Below are 12,571 nucleotides of genomic sequence, written 5' to 3' on the forward strand. Positions count from 1 at the left end.
GCAGAGCGTGGGAACGATCACGCACGCTCAAACCGGCGCCGCAAAGTTAAGCCTGAACTGTTGCGGCGTGACGCCCAGCCGGCGGTTGAACACACTGCGCATGTGCTGGGCGTCGCGAAAGCCGCATTGATAGGCCACGGTCTTAAGCGGTGCGTGGCTGCTTTCAAGCATCACCCGCGCTGCATCCACGCGCGCCCTCTCGACAAATTCCGCTGGCGTAATCCGCGCTTCACGCGCAAACACCCGGGAGAAATTGCGCGCACTCATATTGGCCGCCTTGGCCAGGTCGGCAATGGTCAAGTCTCCCGTCAGGTTGGCCAGCACGTACAGCTGCACCAGCGCCACCGCCGAGGTGGTTTCGGCATGGGGCGTGAGGAACGGGCTGAACTGCGATTGCCCGCCCGAGCGCTGGGTGAACACCACCAGGCGCTTGGCCACGCTCAGGGCCACTTCCGGGCCGTGATCCTGGGCCAGCAAGTACAACGACAGGTCGATACCTGCCGTGACCCCGGCGGAGGTGTAGAGCTTGCCGTCCTGCACATAGAGGCGGTCGGCTTCGACCTGGGCCGAGGGGCACAGGCGCGCCAGGCTGGCGGCATCGTTCCAATGGGTCGTGACGGTCTTGCCGTCCAGCAAGCCTGCACGGGCCAGCATGAAGGCGCCATTGCAGATCGAGCCAAAGCGCTGCGCCTTCGCGGCGGCCGCGCGCAGCCAAGCGTCAAACTCGAAGCCGAAATCCTCGAAGGGTAACTGCGGGCCGCCGGCGACCAGCAACAGGTCATAGGGTTGCCGGGCTTCGCTGTAGTGCTTGTGCGCCTGCAGTGACAAACCGTTGGAGGCCGCCATGGCGCCGTGGCCAAAGCCGAGTACTTCCAGCCGATAGTGATCCTCGGGCGCCAGGAAGCGGTTGGCCTCGCAGAACACATCCATCGGCCCGGTCACGTCCAGCGACTGGACACCGGGGAAGATCAGGATGGCGACGGTTTTGCCCATGGTCACAAACACCTTTTTCCAACTGGATAAACGCGACCCCCTTGTGGGAGCTGGCTTGCCTGCGATGCAGACGACTCGGTACCTCAGGTACACCGAGGTGATGCTATCGCAGGCAAGCCAGCTCCCACAGGGGATCGCCTACATGCTTGGCACGATGTGGCGGCACATTGGCCGGGATCGCCTCCCTGTGGCGATAGCCGCTTCAGGGTCATGGGACCAGACTGGAATCTTTCCAGAGGAGATCCACCATGAGCACCACCATAGCCGGTATCCAGATCCCTGACAGCGCCTTGGCCAGAGCCACCACCGAATACATCCGTGACGTCGAATCGGACCTGCTCTACCACCATTCGCGCCGCGTCTTCCTGTTCGGCGCCTTGAGCGGTGAGCGCAAGCAATTGGCCTACGACCCGGAGTTGCTCTACGTCGGCGCGATGTTCCATGACCTGGGGCTGGTGGAAGGCCACCGCAGTGACGACGAGCGTTTTGAAGTGGACGGCGCCAACGCCGCCGCCGCATTTCTCAAGCCCTATGGGTTGAGCGATGACGATATCGAACAAGTGTGGTTGTCCATCGCCCTGCACACCACGCCGGGCGTGCCGAAACACTTGCGTCCCACCGTAGCGCTGGTGACCGCCGGGGTGGAGATGGATGTGCTGGGCATGGACTACGCCGCGTTCAGCAGCGCGCAGCGCGAAGCGGTGGTGCACGCGCATCCACGGGGTGAAGGGTTCAAGGAGTGCATCATCTGCGCGTTCGCCGACGGCTTGCGCCATCGCCCGCAGACCACGTTTGGCAATGTTAAGACCGACGTGCTGGTGGACCAGGAGCCGGGGTTCAAGCCGATGAATTTTGTGCAGGTGATCCGCACGTCGCCGTGGGCTGACTGAAACCCGATGTTATAAGCACCGCAAAACTACTGTGGGAGCTGGCTTGCCTGCGATGACGGTGAGTCAGCACCTTATAAGTGACTGATACACCGCCATCGCAGGCAAGCCAGCTCCCACATTTTCACCCTGCTCCGGCAGTCAGACCGGCGCTGGCGCCCGGCGCTTGTCCGGCTGCTGCCAGCCATCCGCTGCGGCTTCTTCAATCGCTTGCTGAATAGCCTTCTTGCGATGCTCTTCGGCCCGACGGCTGAAGAACCACACCAGGAAGGTCACCAGCGACACCGCCAACAGAATCAGGCTCGCCACGGCGTTGATCTCGGGTTTAACCCCCAGACGCACCGCCGAGAACACTTCCATCGGCAAGGTGGTGGAACCAGGGCCCGACACGAAGCTGGCCAGTACCAGGTCGTCCAGCGATAGCGCGAACGACATCATGCCGCCCGCTGCCAGCGATGGCGCGATCATCGGGATGGTGATCAGGAAGAACACCTTCCACGGCCGTGCGCCCAAGTCCATCGCCGCCTCTTCGATCGACAGGTCCAGCTCACGCAAGCGCGCCGACACCACCACCGCCACATACGCCGCACAGAAGGTGGTGTGGGCGATCCAGATGGTGACGATGCCACGTTCCTGGGGCCAGCCGATCATCTGCGCCATGGCCACGAATAGCAGCAACAGCGACAGACCGGTGATCACTTCGGGCATCACCAACGGTGCCGTCACCAGGCCACCGAACAGCGTGCGGCCCTTGAACTGGCTGATGCGCGTCAGCACGAAGGCCGCCAGGGTACCCAACGCCACCGCCGCCACCGCCGTGTAGCAGGCAATTTCCAGGGAGCGGGCCACCGAGCCCATCAACTGGGTGTTGTCCAACAGGCCCACGTACCACTTGATCGACCAACCGCCCCACACTGTCACCAGCTTGGATTCGTTGAACGAGTAGATCACCAGGATCAACATTGGCAGGTAGATGAACAACAGGCCTGCGACCAGCATGAAGCTGGAGAAACGAAAGCGCTTCATATCTTGCCCTCCAGCTCTTTGGCCTGGCTGCGGTTGAACAGGATGATCGGCACGATCAGGATCGCCAGCATCACCACCGCCAGGGCAGACGCCACCGGCCAGTCACGGTTGTTGAAGAACTCTTGCCACAACACCTTACCGATCATCAGGGTTTCCGGGCCGCCGAGCAGTTCAGGAATCACGAACTCGCCCACCACCGGGATAAACACCAGCATGCAACCGGCGATGATGCCGTTCTTGGACAGCGGCACGGTGATTTTCCAGAAGCTGTTGAAGGTGCTCGAACCGAGGTCCGAAGCGGCTTCCAGCAGGCTCTGGTCGTGCTTCACGAGGTTGGCGTATAGGGGCAGGATCATGAACGGCAGGTACGAATAGACCACGCCGATGTACACCGCGATGTTGGTGTTGAGGATCTGCAGCGGCTCGTTGATCAAGCCCATGGACATCAGGAAGCCATTGAGCAGGCCGTTGTTGCTGAGGATGCCCATCCACGCATACACCCGGATCAGGATCGCGGTCCAGGTGGGCATCATGATCAGCAGCACCAGCACGGTCTGCATCTCTTTGCGCGCGGTGGCAATGGCGTAGGCCATCGGGTAGCCGATCAGCAGGCACAGCAGCGTGCTGAAAAACGCCATCTTCAGCGAGCCCAGGTAGGCGGCGATGTACAACTCGTCGCCCGCCAGCAAGCTGTAGTTGGCCAGGTTCAGCACCACCTCCAGCTTTTGCTCAACGTAGGTATAGATCTCGGTATAGGGCGGGATCGCCACATCGGCTTCGGCAAAGCTGATTTTCAGCACGATGAAAAACGGCAGTGCGAAAAACAGGAACAGCCAGAGGAAAGGAATCCCGATGACCACCTGCTTGCCATTGGGCACGATGCGATCCAAGCGCCGCTTGAATTTCTTCATGTTCATGAGCGAAGTACCACGCCGCTGTCGTCTTCCCACCACACGTACACCTGGTCACCCCAGGTTGGGCGCTGGCCACGGCGTTCGGCGTTGGCGACGAAAGACTGCACCAGCTTGCCGCTCGGCAGCTCCACGTAGAACACCGAGTGGCCGCCCAGGTAGGCGATGTCGTGCACCTTGCCGCTGGACCAGTTGTGCTCGCAGGTTGGCATTTCAGTAGTCACCAGCAGCTTTTCCGGGCGAATCGCGTAGGTCACCGACTTGTCTTCCACCGAGGTGGCGATGCCGTAGCCCACGTAGATGTCGCGGTCCAGGTCCGGGCACTTGAGCACCGCGTGGCCTTCAGCGTCGTCCACCACCTGGGTGTCGAAAATGTTGACGTTGCCAATGAACTCGCACACCAGGCGGCTGGTGGGCGTTTCGTAGATATCGATGGGGCTGCCGATCTGGGCGATCCAGCCCAGGTGCATGATCGCGATGCGTTCGGCCATGGTCATGGCTTCTTCCTGGTCGTGGGTCACCATCACGCAGGTCACGCCGACGCGCTCGATGATTTCCACCAACTCCAGTTGCATCTGCGAGCGCAGCTTCTTGTCCAGGGCGCCCATCGGCTCATCGAGCAGCAGCAGTTTCGGGCGCTTGGCCAGGGAGCGGGCCAAGGCCACACGCTGGCGCTGGCCGCCGGACAATTGGTGCGGCTTGCGCTTGGCGTACTGGCTCATCTGCACCAGCTTGAGCATCTCGGCCACGCGTGCGTCGACTTCAGCCTTGGGGATCTTGTCCTGTTGCAGGCCGAAGGCGATGTTCTGCGCCACGGTCATGTGCGGGAACAAGGCGTAGGACTGGAACATCATGTTGATCGGCCGCTCGTAGGGCGGCATGTCGGTGATGTCCACACCGTCGAGGTAGATGCGACCTTCGGTTGGGCGCTCGAAACCTGCAAGCATGCGCAGCAAGGTGGATTTGCCCGAACCCGAACCGCCGAGCAAGGCGAAGATCTCGCCTTTCTTGATTTCCAGGGACACATCGTCCACGGCAATCGTCTCGTCGAACTTCTTCGTGACCCGGTCGATTTTGACCAACACCTTTTTCGGTGTCTGGTCGCCCTCGAGGGCTTTCTTATAGGCGCCGGAGGCAACTGCCATTTACGAAACTCCCAAAAAAAACTGTGCAGCCGGCCCAATGCGGGCCAGCCTTGGATAGTTTTAGCCTTACTTGCCCGTCTTGACCTTGGTCCAGCTACGGGTCATTAAACGCTGCACTTTCGGGGGTAGCTCAAAGTTGACGAATGTCCGCTCGAGAACCGCCTGCGGTGGGTAAACCGCTGCGTCGGTGCGTATCGATTGCTCCATCAGTTTGTCCGCCCCTGGGTTAGGGTTGGCGTAACCGACTTGATCGCTGACCTGAGCGATCACCTCAGGCTGCAGCAAATAGTTGATGAAGGCATGGGCTTCCTTGACGTTGCTGGCATCCTTGGGAATCGCCAGCACGTCGAACCACAGGTTGCCGCCTTCTTTGGGAATCGTGTAGGCGATGTTCACGCCTTTGCCCGCCTCCGCCGCACGGGCCTTGGCCTGGAACACATCGCCGGAGAAACCGGCCGCCACGCAGATGTTGCCGTTGGCCAGGTCCGAAATGTATTTGGAGGAATGGAAGTAGGTCACGTAGGGCCGCACTTTCAGCAGTTTTTCCTCGGCCTTCTTGTAGTCGGCCGGGTTGGTGCTGTTGGGGTCCAGGCCCATGTAGTTGAGTACTGCGGGCAGCATTTCATCGGCCGAGTCCATGAACGACACGCCGCAAGTGGCCAACTTCTTCATGTTTTCCGGTTCGAACAACACGGCCCAGGAGTCGATCTTGTCGACCCCCAGCACTTCCTTGACCTTGTCGACGTTGTAGCCAATGCCATTGGTGCCCCACAGGTACGGCACCGCGTACTGGTTGCCCGGGTCGTTCTTTTCCAGGCGCTTGAGCAGCACCGGGTCGAGGTTGGCGTAGTTTGTCAGCAGTGACTTGTCGAGCTTCTGGAATGCCCCGGCCTTGATCTGCTTGCCCAGGAAATGGTTGGACGGCACCACCACGTCGTAGCCGGTGCGCCCGGCGAGCAACTTGCCTTCCAGGGTTTCGTTGGAGTCAAACACGTCATACACAGGCTTGATACCGCTGGCCTTTTCGAAGTTGGCCAGGGTGTCGGGGCCGATGTAGTCCGACCAGTTATAAATATGCACCGTCGGTGCGGCCTGTACGCTGGCAGCCAGCGTGATACCTGCACCCACCAGCATGGCTTTGCGAAATAAAGAAATTGGCAAGTGGAGGTCCTCTTGAATAGTTGGGGCCTTGAAGTTGTTGCCCGGCAACAAAACCGGCGCGCAACTTACCGTCGATAAACCGATCCGGCAAAACTTTCTTTGATCTAATTTGTGGGAGGGGGCTTGCCCCCGATGGCGATGTACCATCCGAGAGAATCGCCGACTGACACTCCGTCATCGGGGGCAAGCCCCCTCCCACAGGTTTTAAGGCTTACTTGCCCGATTTGATCTTGGTCCAGCTACGGGTCATTTCACGCTGAGTTGCCGCCGGCATGTCGGCAATGGCGTAGAGCTTGGATTGCACTTCGGCCGACGGATAAATACCCGGGTCGCTGGTGATGTCTTTATCGACCAGGGCAGTGGCTTTCTCGTTACCGTTCGGGAAACGCACACTGTTGGTGATCGCGGCCATGACGTCTGGCTTGAGCAGGTAGTTCATGAATGCGTAGGCAGCCTCGACGTTTTCGGCATCCTTGGGAATGGCGACCATGTCGAAGAAGCTGCCAGCACCTTCCTTGGGAATGTCATAGGCGATCTTGACCTTGCCACCGGCTTCAGCCGCACGGGTTTTGGCCTGTTCGATGTCACCCGAGTAGCCCACAGCCACGCAGATGTTGCCGTTGGCCAGGTCGGAGATGTACTTGGAGGAGTGGAAGTAGCCGATCGAAGGACGGATTTTCATGAACAGGTCTTCGGCCTGTTTCAGATCAGCCTTCTTCGTAGTGTCGGTCGGCAGGCCCAGGTAATGCAGCGCTACCGGCAGCATTTCGGTTGGCGAATCGAGGAAGCTCACGCCGCAGCTTTTCAGCTTGGCGATGTTTTCCGGCTTCATCAGTACGTCCCACGAGTCGATCTTGTCCACGCCCAGTGCGGCCTTGATCTTCTCCGGGTTGTAGCCGATGCCCATCGAGCCCCACATGTACGGGAAGGCGTGCTTGTTGTCCGGGTCGCTGACCGATACAGCCTTGAGCAGGGATTTGTTCAGGTTGCCGTAGTTGGACAGCTTGGACTTGTCCAGCTCCTGGTAGACACCGGCCTTGATCTGCTTGGCGAGGAAGCTGTTCGACGGCACGACGATGTCGTAGCCGGACTTGCCTGCCAGCAACTTGGCTTCCAGGGTTTCGTTGCTGTCAAAAACGTCGTACACCACTTTGATGCCCGACTCTTTTTCAAAGTTGGCGATGGTGTCCGGTGCAATGTAGTCGGACCAGTTGTAAACGTGCAGCACTTTATTGTCTGCCTGGGCCGCGCCCGCCATTGCGCCCATCAGGGACAAGGCGAGGAGAGTCTTGCCAGCGTTCTTCAAACCTAATGCCTTCATTTGGTGATGCTCCAATTTTTTCTTTTTTGGGCCACAAGCGTTGTATGTTTTACGGCCCAACCGAAGGGCAACAAAACAGGGCGACAGTCTGGCAAGTTCAGGGGCTGGCTTTCAACCAAAGCCCCTGCCTTTTTAACTGCCCAGTGCACCGCGCACTGAGCCTAGCACTTAGCCCTGCAAGGCAGCCAAAGTCAGGTCCAGGCAATGGCGGGCCTTGGTGACCAGCTCGTCGATTTCAGCATTGCTGATGACCAGTGGCGGCGAAATGATCATAGTGTCGCCCACGGCGCGCATGATCAGGCCATTTTCAAAGCAGAAGGTTCGGCAGATCATGCCGGCGCCTTTGCCTTCGTGACGCTTGCGCGTCGCCTTGTCCTGCACCAGCTCGATCGCACCGAGCATACCGACGCCGCGTACTTCACCCACCAGCGGATGATCGCCCAGTTCCCTCAGACGTTTCTGCAAATACGGTGCCGTTTCGTCGTGCACACGGTTAACGATTTTTTCATCGCGCAGGATGCGGATGTTTTCCAGCGCCACGGCCGCGGCCACCGGGTGGCCGGAGTAGGTAAAGCCGTGGTTGAAATCGCCCCCTTCGTTGAGCACCGCCACCACTTCGTCACGCACGATCAGGCCGCCCATGGGCACGTAGCCCGAGGTCAGGCCCTTGGCGATGGTCATCATGTGCGGCTTGAGGTCGTAGAAATCGCTACCGAACCACTCACCGGTACGGCCGAAGCCGCAGATTACTTCGTCGGCGACAAACAGGATGTCGTACTTGGCGAGGATTTCCTTGATGCGCGGCCAGTACGTGGCAGGCGGCACGATCACGCCACCGGCGCCCTGGATCGGCTCGGCAATAAAGGCGCCGACGTTGTCCACGCCCAGCTCCAGGATTTTCTCTTCCAACTGGTTTGCGGCCCACACACCGAATTCTTCGGGGCTCATGTCGCCGCCTTCGCCAAACCAGTACGGCTGCGCGATGTGGGTAATGCCCGGGATCGGCAAGTCGCCCTGCTCGTGCATATAGGTCATGCCGCCCAGGCTGGCGCCGGCCACGGTAGAGCCGTGGTAGCCATTCTTGCGGGCAATGATGGTTTTCTTGTTGGGCTGGCCCTTGATCGCCCAGTAGTGGCGGACCATGCGCAACATGGTGTCGTTGCCTTCGGAGCCGGAGCCGGTGAAGAACACGTGATTCATGCCTGCCGGCGCGACATCGGAAATGACCTTGGCCAACTCCAATACCGGCGGGTGTGCGGTCTGGAAGAACAGGTTGTAGTACGGCAGTTCTTTCATCTGCTTGGCGGCGGCATCGGCCAGTTCATCGCGACCGTAACCGATCGCCACGCACCACAGGCCGGCCATGCCGTCGAGGATCTTGTTGCCTTCGCTGTCCCACAGGTAAACACCGTGGGCTTTGGTGATGATCCTTGGGCCTTTCTCTTTCAATTGCTTGAAGTCGCTGAACGGCGCCAGGTGGTGATCATTGCTCAAGGCTTGCCATTCACGGGTTTGCGGGTTGTTGCTGGACATACCAATCTCCTAGACTTTTCAGTGAAGGCGCGCCATTTAAAAGGCGCGCCCGGCGCATCAGACGGCGAAGAGCAAGAATTCCCGCTCCCACGAACTGATCACGCGCTTGAAGTTTTCATGCTCGGCCCGCTTGACCGCGACGTAGCCCGTGATGAATTTTTGCCCCAGGTATTTCTCGATGGTCTTGCTGTTTTCCATGCGTTCCAGAGCGTCTTCGATGGTCAACGGCAGGCGCAGGTTGCGCCGCTCATAACCACGGCCCACCACCGGCGCGCTCGGGTTATGGCCTTCGACCATGCCGATGTAGCCGCACAACAGGCTGGCGGCAATCGCCAGGTACGGGTTGGCGTCGGCGCCCGGCAGGCGGTTTTCCACGCGGCGGTTCTGCGGGCCGGCATCCGGTACGCGCAGGCCGACGGTGCGGTTTTCTTCGCCCCATTCCACGTTCACCGGCGCCGAGGTATCGGGCAGGAAGCGGCGGAACGAGTTCACGTTGGGGGCGAATAAAGGCAGCAATTCAGGGATGAACTTCTGCAGGCCGCCGATGTGGTTGAGGAACAGCTGGCTCATGGTCCCGTCTTCATTGGAGAAGACGTTCTTGCCGGTGGCAATGTCGATGATGCTCTGGTGCAGGTGCATCGCGCTGCCGGGCTCGCCGGTCATGGGCTTGGCCATGAAGGTGGCGGCCACGTCGTGCTTGAGCGCGGCTTCACGCATGGTGCGCTTGAACACCAGGATCTGGTCGGCCAGGGACAGGGCATCGCCGTGACGGAAGTTGATTTCCATCTGCGCGGTGCCGTCCTCGTGGATCAGGGTGTCGAGGTCCAGCTCCTGCAGTTCGCACCAGTCGTAGACGTCTTCAAACAGCGGGTCGAATTCGTTGGCTGCTTCTATAGAAAAGGACTGGCGACCGGTTTCCGGGCGGCCGGAGCGGCCAATCGGCGGTTGCAGCGGGAAGTCCGGGTCTTCGCAGCGCTTGGTCAGGTAGAACTCCATCTCCGGCGCCACGATGGGCTGCCAGCCGCGGTCGGAGTAGAGTTTGAGGACTTTCTTGAGCACGTTGCGCGGCGACAGCTCGATCGGGTTGCCTTGCTTGTCGTAGGTGTCGTGGATCACCTGGGCGGTCGGTTCGATGGCCCAGGGCACCAGGAATACCGCGTTCTGGTCGGGGCGGCAGATCATGTCGATGTCGGCCGGGTCGAGCAATTCGTAATAGATGTCGTCTTCGACATAATCGCCGGTCACGGTCTGCAACAGAACGCTCTCGGGCAGGCGCATGCCTTTTTCGGCAATGAACTTGTTGGTCGGCGAGATCTTGCCTCGGGTAATACCGGTGAGGTCGCCAATCATGCATTCGACTTCTGTGATCTTGTGGTCTTTCAACCAATCGGTGAGCTGGTCGAGGTTGTTACTCATAAATGCCTCTGGGCTGGGTTTCCTGGCATCCATTAAAGGCCAGGCGTTGGTTGACGCAGCATCCGCGTCGTTTTTTCATTCAGGGTAGGAGCTTACCTGCCATTTGCCCGCAGGTTGCATTCCTCAGGCCAAAGTTGTGCGCAATTATGATCGGCACGGCGGATGAGGGTCGCTCAGTGGCGTCGGAGATGGCAAAAAGGAGATCGGCCGGGCCGTCAAGAATATTGGCCGGTGCCTGGGCATTCACACGGGGCGAACGAGCTGCGGACAAAGCCTGGCTGGAGCAGGCGCAGACGCCGATTGGCGGCAGGTGAAACATGAAGCACCCCGGTATTATTGCTGTTATGGGTTTGAATCGAGCTTAGCCTTGTTCATTTTTTTACACAACACCCCCGTAAAAAATCCTACACGGCCCGCTCAAGCCTGCAGGTCCCAAGCCCCTAAAACCCAAAAAACCGCCCCAAAACCCCGCAAAAAAGGCTCCATGGCGCTTTTTTAGGGCAAAAAATGCCTCGCTTGACTTCGGCAGGCCGTTCGGGTTGACTGAAACCAGAAAAGATCAATGATTGATATTTTTAACAACAAAGGTGTTGCATCATGTCGGTACCCCCGCGTGCCGTTCAGCTTAACGAAGCGAACGCGTTCCTTAAGGATCATCCTGAGGTTCTGTACGTAGACCTTCTAATTGCGGATATGAATGGTGTGGTGCGCGGTAAGCGCATCGAACGCACCAGCCTCCACAAGGTTTACGAGAAGGGCATTAACCTGCCTGCCTCTTTATTTGCCCTGGATATCAACGGCTCTACGGTGGAAAGCACCGGCCTGGGCCTGGACATCGGTGATGCTGACCGAATCTGTTATCCAATCCCCGACACCCTGTGCAATGAACCCTGGCAAAAGCGCCCTACCGCGCAACTGCTGATGACCATGCACGAACTTGAAGGTGAACCTTTCTTCGCCGATCCGCGCGAAGTGCTCCGCCAAGTTGTTACCAAGTTTGACGACCTCGGTCTGACCATCTGCGCCGCCTTCGAGCTTGAGTTCTACCTGATCGACCAGGAGAACGTGAACGGCCGGCCACAACCGCCCCGCTCACCGATCTCCGGCAAACGCCCGCACTCGACACAGGTCTACCTGATCGACGACCTCGACGAATACGTCGACTGCCTCCAGGACATTCTGGAAGGTGCCAAGGAGCAAGGCATCCCAGCGGACGCCATCGTCAAGGAAAGTGCCCCGGCGCAGTTCGAAGTGAACCTGCATCACGTTGCCGACCCGATCAAGGCCTGTGATTACGCGGTACTGCTCAAGCGCCTGATCAAGAACATCGCCTACGACCATGAGATGGACACCACCTTCATGGCCAAGCCTTACCCAGGCCAGGCAGGCAACGGTTTGCACGTGCACATCTCCATTCTGGACAAGGACGGCAAGAACATCTTTGCCAGCGAGGATCCCGAGCAGAACGCCGCATTGCGTCACGCGATCGGCGGTGTGCTGGAGACCCTGCCCGCCCAAATGGCGTTCCTGTGCCCCAACGTCAACTCCTACCGTCGTTTCGGCGCACAGTTCTACGTGCCGAACTCGCCGTGCTGGGGCCTGGATAACCGCACCGTGGCGATTCGCGTACCCACCGGCTCGTCCGATGCCGTGCGTATCGAACACCGTGTGGCTGGCGCCGATGCCAACCCTTACCTGCTGATGGCCTCGGTATTGGCGGGCGTGCACCACGGCCTGACCAACAAGATCGAGCCGAACGCTCCGGTGGAAGGCAACAGCTACGAGCAGAACGAGCAGAGCCTGCCGAATAACCTGCGCGATGCCCTGCGTGAGTTGGACGACAGCGAGGTAATGGCCAAGTACATCGATCCTAAATACATCGATATCTTCGTCGCCTGTAAGGAAAGTGAGCTGGAGGAGTTTGAACACTCCATCTCCGACCTTGAGTACAACTGGTACCTGCATACCGTGTAAGCGGTTGCTGCAATAAAAGAACGCCGCTGATTTTGGTCAGTGGCGTTTTTTTATGAGTTTATTTTGGAAACCGGGTTCGCCTCATCGCAGGCAAGCCAGCTCCCACATTTGATCGCGTTCCAACCTTCAAATGCGTTCCATTGTGGGAGCTGGCTTGTCGGGTCGCCGCATCGCTGCGATAGCGGCCTGGCAGACAACACACCT

At 59.3% G+C, this 12,571-nt stretch carries 10 protein-coding genes; 2 read left to right on the forward strand and 8 right to left on the reverse strand.

Features of this window, described 5'->3' with window-relative positions; all coding sequences use genetic code 11:
• Window positions 1-27 precede the first annotated feature (27 nt).
• Window positions 28-993 carry a GlxA family transcriptional regulator gene (locus RHM69_RS19550; RefSeq protein ID WP_014720381.1) on the reverse strand — a complete coding sequence of 322 codons (966 nt, stop codon included), beginning with the start codon at window positions 991-993 and terminating at the stop codon, window positions 28-30.
• Between the two features lie 248 nt (window positions 994-1,241).
• On the opposite strand from RHM69_RS19550, the gene RHM69_RS19555 reads away from it, so the two are divergent.
• Complete coding sequence (locus tag RHM69_RS19555; RefSeq protein ID WP_200599461.1) at window positions 1,242-1,883, forward strand: HD domain-containing protein; 642 nt, start codon at window positions 1,242-1,244, stop codon at window positions 1,881-1,883.
• Window positions 1,884-2,021: 138 nt separating this feature from the next.
• Here the strand turns inward: RHM69_RS19555 and RHM69_RS19560 are convergent, their stop codons facing one another.
• The 7 genes from RHM69_RS19560 to RHM69_RS19590 all read right to left on the reverse strand — a co-directional run bounded on the left by RHM69_RS19560 (window position 2,022) and on the right by RHM69_RS19590 (window position 10,393).
• The gene (locus RHM69_RS19560) at window positions 2,022-2,906 is read right to left on the reverse strand and encodes an ABC transporter permease subunit (protein WP_003195236.1); all 885 of its coding nucleotides are present in this window, start codon (window positions 2,904-2,906) and stop codon (window positions 2,022-2,024) included.
• Window positions 2,903-3,823, reverse strand: a complete 921-nt coding sequence (locus RHM69_RS19565) for an ABC transporter permease subunit (RefSeq protein ID WP_003195238.1) — start codon at window positions 3,821-3,823, stop codon at window positions 2,903-2,905. Before RHM69_RS19565 ends, RHM69_RS19560 begins: the two co-directional genes overlap by 4 nt.
• Complete coding sequence (locus RHM69_RS19570) at window positions 3,820-4,962, reverse strand: ABC transporter ATP-binding protein (RefSeq protein WP_003195240.1); 1,143 nt, start codon at window positions 4,960-4,962, stop codon at window positions 3,820-3,822. The genes RHM69_RS19565 and RHM69_RS19570 overlap by 4 nt, the downstream gene beginning before the upstream one ends.
• A gap of 66 nt (window positions 4,963-5,028) precedes the next feature.
• Entirely contained in the window at window positions 5,029-6,123 is a 1,095-nt protein-coding gene (locus RHM69_RS19575) for a polyamine ABC transporter substrate-binding protein (RefSeq protein ID WP_014720384.1), read from the reverse strand.
• Between the two features lie 211 nt (window positions 6,124-6,334).
• Entirely contained in the window at window positions 6,335-7,429 is a 1,095-nt protein-coding gene (locus RHM69_RS19580; protein WP_200599511.1) for a polyamine ABC transporter substrate-binding protein, read from the reverse strand.
• A gap of 183 nt (window positions 7,430-7,612) precedes the next feature.
• Window positions 7,613-8,977, reverse strand: a complete 1,365-nt coding sequence (locus tag RHM69_RS19585) for an aspartate aminotransferase family protein (protein ID WP_200599459.1) — start codon at window positions 8,975-8,977, stop codon at window positions 7,613-7,615.
• A gap of 57 nt (window positions 8,978-9,034) precedes the next feature.
• Window positions 9,035-10,393 (reverse strand): glutamine synthetase family protein, encoded by a 1,359-nt coding sequence (locus RHM69_RS19590; RefSeq protein ID WP_003195249.1) that lies wholly within the window; start codon window positions 10,391-10,393, stop codon window positions 9,035-9,037.
• A gap of 597 nt (window positions 10,394-10,990) precedes the next feature.
• Here RHM69_RS19590 and RHM69_RS19595 point away from each other — a divergent pair.
• Window positions 10,991-12,367, forward strand: coding sequence for a glutamine synthetase family protein (locus RHM69_RS19595; protein WP_003195252.1), 1,377 nt, complete (start codon window positions 10,991-10,993; stop codon window positions 12,365-12,367).
• The last annotated feature ends 204 nt before the right edge of the window (window positions 12,368-12,571 follow it).

Source organism: Pseudomonas sp. CCI1.1 (assembly GCF_034348165.1).
GTDB lineage: Bacteria > Pseudomonadota > Gammaproteobacteria > Pseudomonadales > Pseudomonadaceae > Aquipseudomonas > Aquipseudomonas paracarnis.